The organism is Vibrio penaeicida, assembly GCF_019977755.1.
Taxonomy (GTDB): domain Bacteria; phylum Pseudomonadota; class Gammaproteobacteria; order Enterobacterales; family Vibrionaceae; genus Vibrio; species Vibrio penaeicida.
Window position 1 is genome coordinate 581,465 of record NZ_AP025144.1, and the last position, 15,755, is coordinate 597,219.

The following is a 15,755-nucleotide window of genomic DNA, read 5'->3' on the forward strand; positions in this document are numbered from 1 at the left end:
AAGGAGAGGGACATGCGAGTAGGACTGATTCAAATGACGTCAAATGCTTTGCCTCAACATAACTTAAATGTGATTGAGAGAGGCGTCGAATCTTTGGTCGAACAAGGGGCTGAGCTGATTTCCACCCCAGAAAATGCACTTGTATTTGGCGGTCGAGATGAGTATCACACCGTTGCCGAAAAGCTTGGTGAGGGTTTGCTTCAACAGGCTTTTCAAAACTTAGCTCAAACCTATGGTATCTGGCTTCATATTGGCAGTTTTCCAATTCAACAAGCCAAAGGAGTCACGACAACGTCATTGCTTTATAGCCCGCAAGGTGAATGCGTTGCCCATTACGACAAACTTCACCTATTTGATGTGGACGTCGCAGATAAGCAGGGGAGCTATCGCGAATCCGATACTTTTGCCTACGGCAACAAGATTTCGCTAGTTGATACACCCTCTGCTACACTTGGTCTAACAATTTGTTATGACTTAAGATTTCCTTCTCTATTTAGCGAACTTAGAAACCAAGGTGCGGATATTATATTTGTACCAGCCGCATTCACTGCCGTCACCGGTCAGGCGCACTGGGAAACTCTGTTAAGAGCGAGAGCCATTGAAACTCAGTGCTTTATCATTGCCGCAAACCAAGGCGGAACACATGAATGTGGGCGTGAAACCTGGGGGCACTCAATGGTGGTAAGCCCTTGGGGTGAAGTCATCGCTACATTGGAACAAGAATCAGGAACATTATTGGTAGAGCTGGACTTAGAACAGCTTGCCTCAATCAGAAAGAATATGCCGTTGATAGAGCACAATCGCTTTAGCAACGTAATGAAGAAAGAGCCGATCAAATGACAATAAATCAAATTGAACAAGAATTACTGGCACCTACGGGTCTCACTGAGAAAGATCTTGCTGAGACATTAGGTCTGATTGCCAGCCGAGATGTGGATTATGCGGATCTGTACTTTCAGTCAAGCTGGCATGAATCTCTGGTTCTGGAAGACAGTATTATTAAAGATGGCTCTTTTAATATTGACCGTGGTGTGGGTGTTCGTGCTATCACGGGAGAGAAAACGGGTTTTGCATACTCCGATCAAATCGATCTTAACGGGTTAAAGCAAAGTGCCATTGCCGCTCGCGGTATTGCATCCCAAGGTCAAACGGGTTCAGTTAAAGCGTTCTCTCGCAGTCAGGCTCCAGAATTCTACCGTTCAGTTAATCCGCTAGAAAGCTTGCAGAAGCAGCAAAAAATAGAATTATTGAAGCAGCTCGATGCATACATTCGTACTAAAGAACCTTTGATACAAGAAGTTTCTGTAAGCATCAGTGGCGTCTATGAGCAGATGCTGGTTGCTGCAACGGATGGTACTTATGCCGGCGATATACGACCTCTTGTCCGATTGTCTATCAGTGTATTGGCGAAGAAAGGCGATCGCCGAGAGCGTGGCAGTTCTGGCGGTGGTGGTCGATATGGCTATGAATTCTTCTTGCAAGAAGAAGGCGGTCGAAAGCGTGCTTTTGATTTTGCGGATGAAGCCATTCGCCAAGCTATGGTTAACTTAGAAGCGGACGCAGCTCCTGCTGGTACTATGCCCGTTGTTTTGGGTGCAGGCTGGCCTGGCGTTCTATTGCATGAAGCGGTTGGTCATGGATTAGAAGGTGATTTTAACCGAAAAGCGTCCTCTGTGTTTTCAGGTAAAGTAGGTGAACAAGTCACATCAAAACATTGCACCATTGTTGATGATGGAACCTTACCAGACCTGCGTGGTTCATTGAATGTTGATGACGAAGGTGTCGCTGGAAAATACAACACTCTTATTGAGAATGGTGTCTTAAAAGGCTACATGCAAGATAAGCACAATGCCCATTTAATGGGGGTTGCGCCAACAGGTAATGGTCGTCGTGAATCATACGCGCACCTTCCAATGCCTCGTATGACTAATACTTACATGCTGGCTGGCGAACATTCTCCTGAAGAAATCATCTCAACGGTGAAAAACGGTCTTTACGCCCCTAACTTTGGTGGGGGACAAGTGGATATTACTTCGGGTAAATTTGTATTCTCAACATCAGAAGCGTATTTGATTGAAGACGGTAAGGTTACTCGACCTGTTAAAGGTGCAACTCTTATTGGTTCAGGCATCGAAGCGATGCAACAGGTATCGATGGTAGGTAACGATCTTGCCTTAGATCGTGGCGTTGGTGTCTGTGGTAAAGCTGGACAAAGCGTGCCAGTCGGTGTCGGTCAACCAACACTGAAACTGGACTCCATCACTGTTGGTGGTACCGAGTAAGTACTTAACCTGAACTCGGGATAGCAGCTTGCTTTGTTTGCTGTGACCTAGTTGCTGAAATAAATCAGTTAGTTATAAAAAAGCTGCCTAGGCAGCTTTTTTTTTGTGTCTCTACTCTGTCTCTTCGAAAAGCACTTTTAGAGTTTGGAAAATCTCTCTAGAGGATTTCGGCGGTTTGTTGTTTTGTTTTTCCCTTTTTGCCTGACGAGAAAGCTGACGTAAGCGCTGCCTGTCTGCTGATGGGAATCGCTCTAACACGTCCGCAATCGCGCTATCACCTTCTTCTATAACGCGATCTCTCAATTGCTCCAATTTATGCAATTCCGCAGTGGCTTGGGAGTGCTTGTTGCGAACTTTATCCAATGCGGCTTGAATAGGCTCTGGATCTTCTGTACGCATCAGTTTTCCAATGTACTGAAGCTGACGACGTTTGGCTTCATTTTTGAAACGTTGCGCGTCTGCGATGGCGTCTCGCAGATCTTCACTGAGTGGAAATTTTTCCAACACCGCTGGTTTTAGTTCCACCAGTTCTTCACCTAGCTTCTGCAGTTCTTCCATATCCTGCTTCATCTCGGATTTACTTACCCAGATGATTTCTTCTTCCTCTTCCCACGGCGCTTTTTGGTTTTTACGTGCCATTTTTGTCTGCCTACTTCGATATCAGTGTTCAATTATCGCTTATTTTAACAAGAATTATGGGGCGAAAGCGAAAACCTTGTTATCCTTAATCAATAATCCCTTAAACAACAGTTATTTCGGTATGGACGTAAAAGCGCAAATCGCACAACAAAAGTTGGAATTAGAGGAAGCTGTCAGCAAAGCATTGGAAATTGCGACAGGAACGGCAGACGCTGCTGAAGTCGCTATTAGCAAAAGCACTGGTATCAGCGTATCAACTCGCATGTGTGAAGTTGAAAATGTCGAATTTAATAGTGACGGTGCTTTAGGCATCACTGTGTATCGTGGCCAGCGTAAAGGCAGCGCCTCGACTTCTGATCTGAGTGAAAAAGCAATCCAACAGACAGTGATGGCAGCGCTCGATATCGCAAACTACACATCTGAAGATCCTTGTGCGGGCCCTGCACCGAAAGAACTGATGGTTAAGGAAATCCCTGATTTGGATCTTTTCCACCCAGATGTACCGGAACCAGACCAAGCAGCTAAGCTTGCCATTGCAGCCGAAGAAGCGGCACTCAGTTACAGTGACAAAATCAAGCAGAGTGACGGTGCAAGCTACGATAGTCATTATGGCTTAAAAGTGTATGGCAACAGCCACGGTTTACTGGCGAGTTATGCGTCGAGCCGACACAGCATGAGCTGTTGTGTGATTGGTACGGGTGAAAATGGCGATATGGAGCGTGATTACAACTACACTGTTTCACGTCGAAAAGAAGATTTATGGTCACCTGAAACGGTTGGCTTAAAAGCGGCTGAAAAGACTATAAGCCGTTTAGATGCACAGCGTTTACCCACTGGGAAAATGCCCGTCATGTTTGCTGCGGATGTCGCAACTGGCTTGATCGGTCATCTTGTGATGGCTATCAGCGGCGGAAATCTCTACAGAAAATCTTCATTCTTGCTGGACAAGTTAGGCGACCAGATCCTGCCATCTTGGTTTAATATTCACGAAAAGCCGCACGTGCTTCGTGGTTTGGCTTCCAGTCCATTTGATAACGAAGGTGTCTTTACCCAAGACAAACAAATCATTACGGATGGCGTTCTATCTACTTACCTACTAACGAGCTATGCAGCGCGCAAAATGAACATGACACCAACGGGGCACGCTGGTGGTATTCATAACTGGTTTGTGGAATCTACTGGTCAAAACTTTGAAGCCATGCTTAAAGAGCTTGGTACTGGCTTTCTAGTTACAGAACTTATGGGACAAGGTGTGAACTCTGTAACGGGTGATTACTCTCGCGGTGCGGCTGGTTTTTATGTCGAGAACGGAGAAGTGAAATACCCAGTATCAGAAGTCACAATTGCTGGAAACCTCGTGGATATGTATCAGCAAATTGTTGCCGTGGGTAGTGATGTGGAAACACGCTCTCAGATTCAGACGGGCTCTATATTAATTGAATCTATGAAGATTGCAGGCGAGTAGAAACATACGGTTTAAGTGAAAAGGACCACGTTTTTATATTTACCTTAGTACTTATGAAAAAGCGCCAATGACTTATTGGCGTTTTTTGTTTTTACCCTTGCCTCTCCTACCATTGTTCCTCACAAAAATGAATGTATATGGTATAATCCCCGCCCTTTTTACTGACGCTTTGTACAGTAAAATGCTTTAATCTTGTCATAACCGATACCAAACGAGTGCATCAATGAAATTAACGGTCGCTTCTTTTTTCAGTGGAGCTGGTGGTTTAGATCTTGGCTTTGAAAAAGCGGGATTCCACATCCCTTTCGCCAATGAGTACGATAAGCAAATCTGGGATACGTACGAGCATAATCACCCATCCACTGAGCTGGATCGTCGAAGTATCGTTAATATTGAAAGCGAAGAAGTACCAGACTGCGATGGCATAATTGGTGGTCCACCATGCCAAAGCTGGAGTGAAGCGGGCAGTAAGCGTGGAATAGACGATCACCGCGGGCAGTTGTTCTACGAGTTCATTCGCATTCTTACCGATAAAAGGCCGAAATTTTTTCTAGCAGAAAACGTGAGTGGGATGCTGGCGCCAAGGCATAAACAAGCACTCGAAAACATAAAAGAAACGTTCCGAGAAGCAGGGTACGATCTTCATTTTAAGTTGATGAATGCTGCAGATTACGATGTTCCCCAGGATAGAAAGCGGGTGATATTCATCGGCTTTCGCTCCGATCTCAATATCGATTATCATTTTCCTGAACCACACGAATATAAGCCAAGTTTAAAAGATTGCCTGAAAGATTTAGACGGATTAGCCGTCCCTGCTATAGCAAAGTCCAAGCCTAATCCAGAGGTTGCAATTCCTAATCATGAATACATGACGGGAGGCTTTTCAAGCATGTTTATGAGTCGAAACCGAGTACGTACTTGGGATGAGCCCTCATTTACGATTCAAGCGGGTGGACGCCATGCACCGTTGCATCCTAGTGCACCGAAAATGCAGAAAGTCGAAACCGACAAATTTGTCTTTGTGGATGGGCACGAATACCGTCGTTTAAGTGTTCGAGAATGCGCTCGAATCCAAGGTTTTCCGGACAGCTTTGAATTTCTTTACAAGGATCTTGGGGCGGGCTACAAAATGATTGGCAATGCAGTGGCGGTGAATTTTGCTGCGGCTATTGCTGAAAGTATTAAAGAGGCATTGGCTAAAGCAGGAGCGATTGGTAAATCTCAAGCAGCGTAATCATGACGTTCGTATATTTTTCGTTGTCTAATTGCGTCTTTTAGATTCTCTCTATGGTGCCATTTAAACAAAACCTCAGATTCTTGCCGAATACTGAGGTTTTTTTTATTTCGAAGGTTATTTCTTGGTGGGAATGTCGATATTAAAGGTTCTCAAGTTTTGGATTAGACGATTGTGGTTTAATCCATTAGGTGCAACGAGTTCGAAGGTGCCTAATTTTGTTAGATCTTTCAGAGTTTCTACTTTTGTCATCTTACTCAAGCGTTTTGTCGGACGAAATTGAGTATAAGTACACTTCCCTCGGTTACTTCTTTCTGTTTTGGGATTTATTGGGCGGTAAACCACCTTAAAATTACGACTTATGGTTTGTATTACTTCATTGCTTATTGGTTGCAGTTTTTGTATGAGATCGAGTAGGTCACTTGGGACTTTATTGCTCACCAAAAGGCAATTCGCCACCAAATTTCCTTTGCCAGTACCCGCTACAATTTTCACGATATCTTGATAGTCAAACACTTGAGTAAACTCTCGGGCGGTTTTCCCTGAACGTTTTCCAAAACAAATACTCACGCCTACGAAGAAAGATGCGGAAGGACTTTTTGCCCATTGTTTCGCCCATTGAGTGCAATCTTTTGTGAGGTTGTTAAACGCTCTGACGCCAAAATCTTGAAGGATTCGATTGTGTGAGTACCAGTTACCAAAGTAATGGGCGCTGCTCATTTTTGCTGAAATCTTAATAGGGGATCCATCCGACAATTTTATGAGGATATCTGTTTTGCCGCCAATCGCCCCTTGCGCTTGAACAGAAGTGACTTTGGCTCCAGGTTTTACACCGATCTCTCTCATCCATGCTGGTATATCATTGGGTAGCGTGTCTCCAATGTTTACACTCGCAGCAACGTCTTTTTCAAATTTATCGGTTTTTTTAGACATGTTTTCCCTACAACCATCATCAGCAATGTTGAAAGATGGGTATTATGCACTTATGTGATTAATACATGTGAATTGTGGATCAGTTATTGCCATATTTGCGAGCAACTAAAATATTTCAGGTAATTGATAACCAACTAATTTTCTTGAGTAGGGGGAGGTGGGGCATTACTCGGTAGCTGTTTGAAGAGAATTCAATGAGTGGGTGTTTTTGAGAATCTAAAACGACAAAAGATCGTTAAAATCGTAGCCTCTGAATAGTGGTATCGTGAGGCGGATTGATTGGACAGGCATCCCTGACGCCACGCCGAATTTATTGAGATTCTAAAACAACGAAAGGTCGTTAAAATCGTGGCTTTTGAATAGTGGTATCGTGAGGCGGATTGATTGGACAGGCATCCCTGACGCCACGCCGAATTTTTTGAGATTCTAAAACAACGAAAGGTCGTTAAAATCGTGGCTTTTGAATAGTGGTATCGTGAGGCGGATTGATTGGACAGGCATCCCTGACGTCACGCCGAATTTTGAGATTCTAAAACGACGAAAGGTCGCTATAAAAGCGACCTTTCTTTATATGGTACCGGTGGGCGGACTTGAACCGCCACGCCCGAAGGCAACGGATTTTGAATCTCAAAGCAGCAGTTGATTCCGTCATGATATGCTTGTTTAACTTAGACTTCAACCAATACCAATTTACGGTGATCTACTCTTGTTTACGTTGAATTACACACAATTTACACACGATTAAGAGACGTTTTTGAGTCTGAATCTTCACTAGTGTCTCGAGATAATAAACTGTTTTCCCACTCTTCGACTTGCCAAGCAAGGTATCTATTGGGACGCCCCTCTATTACTGGCGCAGGAAAACCCTTGTATTCTCTCCATCGCCACAATGTCGTAACTGAAAGTGGAGCAAATCTATCTAAAATGTCCTCAGTTGTAAGATATTTTCTAGGTAATATTTTTGGTGAGTTGTTCATCATTTTTGCTCCTAGTTTTGTTTCGGTAAGACAAATTTTGAGCAAAATGAAATAGTGATCAATCATAGAAGTGAGTTGATCACTTTATGTTGTATGAAAGTCCCAATTCTTATCTAAGTACGGCTTTTTTGACGTAAACCGGACACTTTTTGCCACTTATCTCTAAGTGATTTGTGAAACAAAACCTGATAAATGTCCGGTAGTATATAAAAACTCTTGAGCCTACAAATTCTAGAGCATTTCACTTTTGAGCATGCGGTGTTTACTTTTGGATCCGAACACCTTCAGTCACACGAATTGAGCTTCTCTTAACCAAAGTCTACACATCCTAAAACCGTATATGTCATTGGAGTCAATCATAAGCGACTTAACCCGTAATCATTGGTACCAGAGGTATCACTCTCCTTGCTACGGGTTTTGGCTAAGTATGAAGCTCGCTCCACGAACTTGTAGTATTTAGGGGAGTTTCTGCGTTTAAAAAGGTAATAACAGTTTTTGGGTAAATGTAATGAGAAGAATTTCTGATGTTCGAAAAATCTAATTAGCAGCTTTGTCAGTCTGCTAGGAGCAACCCGTCTACCATCTACCAACAAGAACCAGTGGTAATGCTGATTACCGGATCCAGCCAACTCTCTAACCCACAAGTAACCTACTTCTATATTTTCAAATGTTCTCCTAAGCTCATTTCTGATTTTTGCTCTTAGGGTGCTAATAACTCCATTGGTTTTGGTATACATGCCAATGTTGATGTCCAACCTTACAGCTAAAACACTACCTGTTTTAGCTATCATTGCGTCTGCTTGTCGCAGGAGTCCTTTTAGTATTTGAGGGTACCAACCTAGGTTTCCATTAGGGATTGGAATTATTAGTCCTTTGTACTTCAAGTAAGATTTGTGACTGATACTTTTCACATTGCCTTCAAACTAGGGCTAGCCTAGATAGATAATATTTAAACCTTTCGTAACTTGGTGTTTTTTAGGTCGTATTCAATCGGTACATCTGTCTTTCAACATAATGACTTCAGGTGGACTTGTACTGAATACTTCGCATTCATCATTTTAGTTATCTCTGACAAAAGTGGGATGTTTAGAACCGTCTTAGGTCGATCAACTTAAAATAAAGCCACCAACTAGGTGCTGGTGGCAACCTTAAACTACTTTTTACACACAAGATTACACACGAAATGTCATGCTTCTCTATGCTACAAGGGCTGACAAGAGATTATTTATCCGTTACTCCATTCTGTTCAGGTAGTTCCCCATTCATCCACATAGCAAACAAGCTAAGGTTGATGTAACCCTTCTTACCAACAATCCTATAGCACTTAGCTAACCCATGATGTTCTCTTCGCTTCCAGATAAGATGTTTTAGTTGCGGTAAAGAGAACTGCTTATAGCGCCTAGCTAATTCAATCACTGTCACCCAGTTATTTAAGTCTAATTCTTTCTTTGTCATTCGTTCCTCCAGTTAAAATCAACGGTCAACAAAATCGTCCTATCTCTCTCACGAGTGCGGTTGTTTCCGGTAAAAGAAGATTAACGGGCTGACGGAAGAAGCGTTACGAAGACGGGATCTTTTCCCAATTGCAGACAATAAAAGAGGGTTTTATGCAACTGATTTCAAAGTTTCCTTTAAAGTGCTTTGACTTCTCTATACATGATGACATAGACTTCGCCTGATTTTTTCGGTCAGAATTCAACCGCACAGAAAACCTCCAAAGAACCCTAACCTATGTTTGATACAAGTCGTCTAGAGCTATTGATTCAATATGCCTTACTCCGAGCAGGAGAAGAGGACGATTTTAGCAGTCGAAATTTAGGCCCCATACACATAATCAAATATGTTTATTTAGCTGACCTCTATTACGCTGAGAAACATGGCGAGACATTTACAAAAATAGATTGGCAGTTTTATAACTTCGGACCTTGGTCAAACAATGTTTATTCATCAATCGATAGCTCTTTAGCCAAGATTATGGCTAGAAAAGAATGCTTGGAAAGCATATACAGTGATGAGGATTGTGTACGTTGGAACTTACAAGATAGTGATAGGCTGAGGCTTATTTCAAGAGAAGTTCCTGCCACCATAACAGCTCGACTTAAACGGGATATTCATACATTCACCAATGATACGAAAGCACTATTAGATTTTGTTTATAAGACCCCTCCCATGCTTGAGGGCACTCCTAAAAAGTCGTTAGTATTTCGAGTAAAACCGAGTAGAAGTCAAGAAGAACAACCTTCTAAGCGAATTGATACACTCTCAAAACGAAAACAAAAAGATTTTAAGAGTAAGCTATTGGCACTAAAGGCCAGCAATCAAAACCGGAAGCTAAGAATGGAACTAGTAAATCCAGTGATCAACCCTCGCCGAGACGAAGTTTATTCACATGGTATTGAGTGGTTGGAAACTTTAAGTGGAGAAAAGGATAGCATGGACGAAGAAGTTGTCGTGGAGTTCTCAAATGAAATTTGGGGTTCTGACGTGAGGAAAGACTATGACTTTTCCTGAAGATTGCTTACAAAGTGTCATAGGTTCTGAGCGCTGGTGGGAAAAGGCAACTAACCCTTCAACAGTTCAACGTGGTGACTTAATTTATGCATTTTTGCCGCACTGATCTGCTCCAGCAAGACTGGACACTTCATTAAGCGACATTTTGCTGTTCAAAGTTAACTGGGCTTAGATACCCAAGAGCACTGTGCCTTCTCATCCGATTATAATCAACCTCAATGTACTCGAAGACCGTTTGGCGCATCTCATTTCTTGTCATGATCGGTTCGTATTGGATCGCCTCGACTTTCATAGAATGGAAGAAGCTCTCAACACACGCATTATCCCAACAGTTTCCTTTTCTACTCATACTTTGTTTTAGGTTATAAGCACTTATTATGTCCCTATAGTCTTTTGAGCAATACTGGCTACCTCGATCACTATGGACAGTAACATGCTCAGGGAACCCTCGACGGAACAGAGCCATTGATAATGCATCGCAGACCAGAGTTGCCGTCATCCTCGTATCCATTGACCAACCGATCACTTGTCGTGAGTAAAGGTCGATGATGACAGCCAGATACAACCAGCCTTCGCTCGTGGCAAGATACGTGATATCTCCCGCCCATTTTTGATTCGGAGCCGTTGCGTTAAAGTCTTGAGCTAGCAAGTTCGGCGCTACGGGCATCTTATGCTTGCTATCCGTCGTACATTTAAACTTGCGTGCCGCTTTCGGCGTTAAATCCTGACGCTTCATACTGGCGGCAATGGTTTTAACATTACGGCTATCCCCATTCTCAGCTAGCTCTTTCTGGATGCGCCTTGAGCCATCACGCCCCTTACTATTGTCAAAAGCTTTTTTGACTTTTTCATCAAGCTTTTGGCGTATTGCCTCACGCTGGATGTAGCCTTGTGGCGATGCTTAATCCAGTAATAGAACCCACTTCGTGAAACTTCGAACACCTTAGCCATGCGGACCACATTGAAACACAGAAGGTGTTCTAGCATAAATTCATAGCAATCTACTTTAGATTTTTCGCGAAGTAGGTGGCGGCCTTTTTTACGATATCTAGCTCTTCAGCTTGCTCAGCCAATTGCCTTTTGAGCTTGGCGACTTCGGCAGCGAGATCTCTTTCACGCTGACTGGTACTGGTGTCTTTTTTAATTGCCTTACGCCAACCGTAGATCTGGGATTCATGCAACCCGAGCTGCCTCGCTGCCGCAGCAACTCCCACTTTCTCTGATAGCTTCAAAGCTTCTGCCTTAAATTCAGGGGAATGTTTAATTCTAGTTTTTTTGTTAGTTGTCATTGTTCACCTCGTTAGTGATTGTACTCACTTAACTTGGTGTCCAAAACTGCTGGGGCGGATCACACGTTGATCAGGTTCCATACGCTTTCTACCCAGTCGGCAGAGAAATTCCTACCGAACACTCTCGTGCATTAGTAAAAGTTGAGCCAATCAACATAAATGCCAAGCTTCATCAAGTTGATTTACCTGTTGCCGCAATGCCAAGGTTTGAGCATGAAGTCTGGGGCGCTTATAGAGCCAAACGACGCCCTTGTATTGTCTTAAGTGTTGAGTCCTCATTAGTCGACAAGTCTCTGACAAGAGGAAAAGCTAATCACTCAACATCACCTACATGATCCGCCCCAACAGTTTTGGACACCAAGTTAAGTGAGTACAATCACTAACGAGGTGAACAATGACAACTAACAAAAAAACTAGAATTAAACATTCCCCTGAATTTAAGGCAGAAGCTTTGAAGCTATCAGAGAAAGTGGGAGTTGCTGCGGCAGCGAGGCAGCTCGGGTTGCATGAATCCCAGATCTACGGTTGGCGTAAGGCAATTAAAAAAGACACCAGTACCAGTCAGCGTGAAAGAGATCTCGCTGCCGAAGTCGCCAAGCTCAAAAGGCAATTGGCTGAGCAAGCTGAAGAGCTAGATATCGTAAAAAAGGCCGCCACCTACTTCGCGAAAAATCTAAAGTAGATTGCTATGAATTTATGCTAGAACACCTTCTGTGTTTCAATGTGGTCCGCATGGCTAAGGTGTTCGAAGTTTCACGAAGTGGGTTCTATTACTGGATTAAGCATCGCCACAAGTACATCCAGCGTGAGGCAATACGCCAAAAGCTTGATGAAAAAGTCAAAAAAGCTTTTGACAATAGTAAGGGGCGTGATGGCTCAAGGCGCATCCAGAAAGAGCTAGCTGAGAATGGGGATAGCCGTAATGTTAAAACCATTGCCGCCAGTATGAAGCGTCAGGATTTAACGCCGAAAGCGGCACGCAAGTTTAAATGTACGACGGATAGCAAGCATAAGATGCCCGTAGCGCCGAACTTGCTAGCTCAAGACTTTAACGCAACGGCTCCGAATCAAAAATGGGCGGGAGATATCACGTATCTTGCCACGAGCGAAGGCTGGTTGTATCTGGCTGTCATCATCGACCTTTACTCACGACAAGTGATCGGTTGGTCAATGGATACGAGGATGACGGCAACTCTGGTCTGCGATGCATTATCAATGGCTCTGTTCCGTCGAGGGTTCCCTGAGCATGTTACTGTCCATAGTGATCGAGGTAGCCAGTATTGCTCAAAAGACTATAGGGACATAATAAGTGCTTATAACCTAAAACAAAGTATGAGTAGAAAAGGAAACTGTTGGGATAATGCGTGTGTTGAGAGCTTCTTCCATTCTATGAAAGTCGAGGCGATCCAATACGAACCGATCATGACAAGAAATGAGATGCGCCAAACGGTCTTCGAGTACATTGAGGTTGATTATAATCGGATGAGAAGGCACAGTGCTCTTGGGTATCTAAGCCCAGTTAACTTTGAACAGCAAAATGTCGCTTAATGAAGTGTCCAGTCTTGCTGGAGCAGATCAACATACATAGTTGCACCATATTATGGTGTAAACACGGGCAAACGTTCTGGTTACACGAACTTATTTACTGAACGAGTTAGACATTGTGAATATTCGCAATTTCACTGGGATATGCTCCCGATTTCGGGAGCTACAGAATCAATATTACGTCTGGATCACCTGATGCCCATAGGTAATCACTACAAGTCTTACAAACATACTGGGTATAGGCTATCTAAAGAAGCTCTAGAAGTTATTGATGACCTACTAGTGTGGAACCTCAAAGGCGGTGTTCCACCAGACAGTATTATTATTACTTACAGAGAAATTATCGAAGATTGCTTCGTTGCTTAAAAAAGATGGTTATTTTCCCCTGAAGGTACTTCTTTTTCGTTAAAAGTGATATTACGAATTACATTACTAACTTCCTTCAAGTGCTCCCTATTTGGCAAAGGGAGCACCATATCTAATCTATCTTTAGAAACTTTTAGTAAGGACAGCTTCTCAGATGTATCACCATATAGAAGTACCATATTCGCAGCAATTTTCTCCTCTCTAAACTCCACATCTCTATTAGATTGACCAACTACAAGTAAGTAGCGACCATAATTTAGAATTGCTCTTGAGGCATGCAGACTACCGCCGGTCAGATCTGATTGAACTAAAACAACAGCTTTCGCCAAAGCAGCTTGAATCCGATCCCTCTCCACAAAGTTTGAGCGGCCGACATAAGAATTGTAACTATACTCACTGACTAACAACCCACCTTTATCTGTAATATCACTAGCTAGCCTTTTGTTTTGAGCCGGATAAATTTTTTCCAGACCATGAGCTAACACAGCTATAGTTTTGCCTCTTGCCTCTAAACAAGATTCATGAGCAACAGTATCAATTCCTTTTGCTAAACCACTAGTCACACACCAGTTATTCTCAGAAAACCACTGGGTGATTCTTTGAGCAATAGCCACCCCATGTTCTGTTGGAGATCTAGTCCCAATAATAGTAATTGAGTCAGATTTCAATATGCGCAGATCCCCTGCACAAAAAAGTATTGGTGGAGCATCGGGCAATTTTTTTAAGGAATCAGGGTATTGTTCATCGAGTCTACAGATAATCTTATGCCCCAATGACTCAGCTATCTTGATTTGCCCCGCCGCAAGTTCAAACGCTTGCTCCAACTGCTCTTTAGAAAACTTATCCGCCCCTATCTTACCTGCCGCAAAAGCCTCATCTACCGAAGTTCGAGATAATTGAGCTGATATTGCTATATCATTCAAATACTTTCTTCCAACTCCTTTGAGGTATCTATACGCAAGTAGAGACTTAGCACTCTCGGATATCATACTTCTTCCAAATTCTCCGTATGTGTACATTGAGGTTTTTTAAAATAGCCTTTACACCCTAAAAAGTTAGTTTTGTCACTGTTACGCTGCTGTGTATACATCCCTTCTCCGCAACGTGGACAATCTTTAATAATAATTGACTCTACATGAGTACATTTATCGAACAACTCGAAAAAACCTGTACAGCCATAAAAATGTATCCCTGTTTTCTTATTTGTTCTAACTTGCATTAGTCTTGCGCACTTTGGACATTCGATAGCCTCTTCTCTCACACTCACTGTTTTTGCTAGACATGCTCCAAAAGTGTATGCAGCACCGGCATTTTCTAAAAGGCAGAATGCATGATTAAACGTAGCCCCAGTGGTAATTACGTCATCAAGTACCAATACTGTTTTTCCTTTAATATCATCCAGATACTTTTCTTTGATGTGCAAGTTCATCATTAACTCAGCAGATCGATTATCCACTCCCCCGAGTGTTTTGAGACTTTTCGCTCCAGATGAAAATTCAAACAAGTCAGGAATAAACTCCGAACGACCTTCGCAAGAGCTTTTAACTTTTCCAAGCATGTTCTCTAAACGTTTGTTTTTACCCTTCTTCGCTGGAATTACTGTAACAATATCAAACTCTGCATTCGCATCCTCAAAGACATACTGTGGCAATCTGAATACTACTCTTGACATCAAATCAACGAAGTAGCCCGGTATAACATAGCTCTCCGCTAACTCTTTCGCATAAATATCTTTTGATAGCTGGTGGTTCTCATGAAGTTGTGCTGTGAGCGTAGAGTTCTGGCTGAAATAACGCCCAAAAGCGACAAGCTTAATGTCTTCACGGTTTAATGGAACCAATTCGCCTTTAGTATTTAGAGGAATAAAGTTGAGTTGTTTTTTATAAAAATCGAATGACCTTTCTTTAGCAGTTCTATCTGCAATCAAAGCCAACTCTTCGATACTTTCTATATTGTCCACAAGGTATTGTGACTTGGTAATTGTAGCTGGTATCTGAGCAATGGGAGTTCTTTTGGCCCATGCTGGAGCTACTGGCATTATCTTTGCCTTATAAGCGGCAATAAAATCAGTTTCTGCATCGCCCACATAGATAACATGGTCGTCTTCACATACACCTAATTTTTCCATTGCCAACTTAATGCCTATAGGAGATGGCTTGATTCCACCAGCTCCAACATCGTCGTAGCAGACAAGAGCATCAAATAAATCTATGTCATGGAAAGCCAATACCTTTTCTGCATACCACTTAGGCGAATTCGTCACTAAACCTAGTGGGATACCTGCTTCTTTCAAATCTCTCAACATCTTGGAAACAGGCTCATAAATCTTTGTCTTGTATAAATTTGCATCTAAACCAGCTACGTCTTTAGTTCGACGGAACTCCTCAACTTTCGAAGTACCAACTAATGTGTCATCAAGATCGAAAATAATCGCATCAACCTTAGCCATACGCTTAACCTTAAATTACTTATGGAAATGTCGAGAGATTATACGTACATAATTGCACATTCAAT

Annotated in this window: 13 protein-coding genes and 1 pseudogene; 7 read left to right on the plus strand and 7 right to left on the minus strand. The window is 42.7% G+C overall.

Annotation, left to right across the window (positions count from 1 at the left end; genetic code table 11):
• The first annotated feature begins 12 nt into the window (after positions 1-12).
• Together LDO37_RS02910 and tldD are read left to right on the plus strand one after the other, a co-directional pair.
• Positions 13-840, plus strand: coding sequence for a carbon-nitrogen hydrolase family protein (locus LDO37_RS02910; protein WP_126607989.1), 828 nt, complete (start codon positions 13-15; stop codon positions 838-840).
• The gene (tldD, locus tag LDO37_RS02915) at positions 837-2,282 is read left to right on the plus strand and encodes a metalloprotease TldD (protein WP_101113390.1); all 1,446 of its coding nucleotides are present in this window, start codon (positions 837-839) and stop codon (positions 2,280-2,282) included. Before LDO37_RS02910 ends, tldD begins: the two co-directional genes overlap by 4 nt.
• A 111-nt stretch (positions 2,283-2,393) precedes the next feature.
• Here the strand turns inward: tldD and yjgA are convergent, their stop codons facing one another.
• Positions 2,394-2,921: a ribosome biogenesis factor YjgA gene (gene yjgA, locus LDO37_RS02920; RefSeq protein WP_126607988.1), complete on the minus strand. Its 528-nt coding sequence runs from the start codon at positions 2,919-2,921 to the stop codon at positions 2,394-2,396.
• Between the two features lie 121 nt (positions 2,922-3,042).
• Between yjgA and pmbA the strand changes: the two genes are divergently transcribed.
• Together pmbA and LDO37_RS02930 are read left to right on the plus strand one after the other, a co-directional pair.
• A complete protein-coding gene (gene pmbA, locus LDO37_RS02925; RefSeq protein WP_126607987.1) occupies positions 3,043-4,386 on the plus strand; it encodes a metalloprotease PmbA in 1,344 nt (447 codons plus the stop codon).
• Between the two features lie 223 nt (positions 4,387-4,609).
• A complete protein-coding gene (locus tag LDO37_RS02930; protein ID WP_126607986.1) occupies positions 4,610-5,620 on the plus strand; it encodes a DNA cytosine methyltransferase in 1,011 nt (336 codons plus the stop codon).
• A gap of 117 nt (positions 5,621-5,737) precedes the next feature.
• Here LDO37_RS02930 and LDO37_RS02935 read toward each other — a convergent pair whose 3' ends face one another.
• The 3 genes from LDO37_RS02935 to LDO37_RS02945 form a co-directional block, all read right to left on the minus strand.
• On the minus strand, positions 5,738-6,553 hold the full coding sequence (locus tag LDO37_RS02935) for a hypothetical protein (RefSeq protein WP_126607985.1): 816 nt from the start codon (positions 6,551-6,553) through the stop codon (positions 5,738-5,740).
• Positions 6,554-7,886: 1,333 nt separating this feature from the next.
• Positions 7,887-8,321: a YagK/YfjJ domain-containing protein gene (locus LDO37_RS30305; RefSeq protein ID WP_126607984.1), complete on the minus strand. Its 435-nt coding sequence runs from the start codon at positions 8,319-8,321 to the stop codon at positions 7,887-7,889.
• Positions 8,322-8,751: 430 nt separating this feature from the next.
• On the minus strand, positions 8,752-8,985 hold the full coding sequence (locus LDO37_RS02945; RefSeq protein WP_126607983.1) for a hypothetical protein: 234 nt from the start codon (positions 8,983-8,985) through the stop codon (positions 8,752-8,754).
• A gap of 276 nt (positions 8,986-9,261) precedes the next feature.
• Between LDO37_RS02945 and LDO37_RS02950 the strand changes: the two genes are divergently transcribed.
• Positions 9,262-10,041 carry a type II toxin-antitoxin system antitoxin SocA domain-containing protein gene (locus LDO37_RS02950; RefSeq protein ID WP_126607982.1) on the plus strand — a complete coding sequence of 260 codons (780 nt, stop codon included), beginning with the start codon at positions 9,262-9,264 and terminating at the stop codon, positions 10,039-10,041.
• 133 nt (positions 10,042-10,174) lie between these two features.
• Here the strand turns inward: LDO37_RS02950 and LDO37_RS02955 are convergent.
• A pseudogene (locus LDO37_RS02955) lies at positions 10,175-11,330 on the minus strand (IS3 family transposase).
• Positions 11,331-11,724: 394 nt separating this feature from the next.
• Here LDO37_RS02955 and LDO37_RS02960 point away from each other — a divergent pair.
• Together LDO37_RS02960 and LDO37_RS02965 are read left to right on the plus strand one after the other, a co-directional pair.
• A protein-coding gene (locus LDO37_RS02960; protein WP_224056044.1) for an IS3 family transposase occupies positions 11,725-12,878 on the plus strand; the annotation gives its coding sequence in 2 pieces (ribosomal slippage) (positions 11,725-11,971 and positions 11,971-12,878; 1,155 coding nt in all).
• A 192-nt stretch (positions 12,879-13,070) separates the two neighbouring features.
• Positions 13,071-13,241, plus strand: coding sequence for a hypothetical protein (locus LDO37_RS02965; protein ID WP_185829754.1), 171 nt, complete (start codon positions 13,071-13,073; stop codon positions 13,239-13,241).
• On the opposite strand, the gene LDO37_RS02970 is transcribed toward LDO37_RS02965, so the two are convergent.
• Positions 13,238-14,164, minus strand: a complete 927-nt coding sequence (locus LDO37_RS02970) for a DNA-processing protein DprA (RefSeq protein ID WP_185829753.1) — start codon at positions 14,162-14,164, stop codon at positions 13,238-13,240. The two genes, LDO37_RS02965 and LDO37_RS02970, sit on opposite strands and share 4 nt — an antisense overlap.
• 62 nt (positions 14,165-14,226) lie before the next feature.
• Entirely contained in the window at positions 14,227-15,690 is a 1,464-nt protein-coding gene (locus LDO37_RS02975; protein WP_126607147.1) for an HAD-IA family hydrolase, read from the minus strand.
• Positions 15,691-15,755 lie beyond the last annotated feature (65 nt).

Coding starts and splice junctions, on each gene's coding strand:
- LDO37_RS02910 (WP_126607989.1), top strand. CDS start 13: ATGCGAGTAGGACTGATTCAAATGACGTCAAATGCTTTGCCTCAACAT.
- tldD (WP_101113390.1), top strand. CDS start 837: ATGACAATAAATCAAATTGAACAAGAATTACTGGCACCTACGGGTCTC.
- yjgA (WP_126607988.1), bottom strand. CDS start 2,921: ATGGCACGTAAAAACCAAAAAGCGCCGTGGGAAGAGGAAGAAGAAATC.
- pmbA (WP_126607987.1), top strand. CDS start 3,043: ATGGACGTAAAAGCGCAAATCGCACAACAAAAGTTGGAATTAGAGGAA.
- LDO37_RS02930 (WP_126607986.1), top strand. CDS start 4,610: ATGAAATTAACGGTCGCTTCTTTTTTCAGTGGAGCTGGTGGTTTAGAT.
- LDO37_RS02935 (WP_126607985.1), bottom strand. CDS start 6,553: ATGTCTAAAAAAACCGATAAATTTGAAAAAGACGTTGCTGCGAGTGTA.
- LDO37_RS30305 (WP_126607984.1), bottom strand. CDS start 8,321: ATGATAGCTAAAACAGGTAGTGTTTTAGCTGTAAGGTTGGACATCAAC.
- LDO37_RS02945 (WP_126607983.1), bottom strand. CDS start 8,985: ATGACAAAGAAAGAATTAGACTTAAATAACTGGGTGACAGTGATTGAA.
- LDO37_RS02950 (WP_126607982.1), top strand. CDS start 9,262: ATGTTTGATACAAGTCGTCTAGAGCTATTGATTCAATATGCCTTACTC.
- LDO37_RS02965 (WP_185829754.1), top strand. CDS start 13,071: ATGCCCATAGGTAATCACTACAAGTCTTACAAACATACTGGGTATAGG.
- LDO37_RS02975 (WP_126607147.1), bottom strand. CDS start 15,690: ATGGCTAAGGTTGATGCGATTATTTTCGATCTTGATGACACATTAGTT.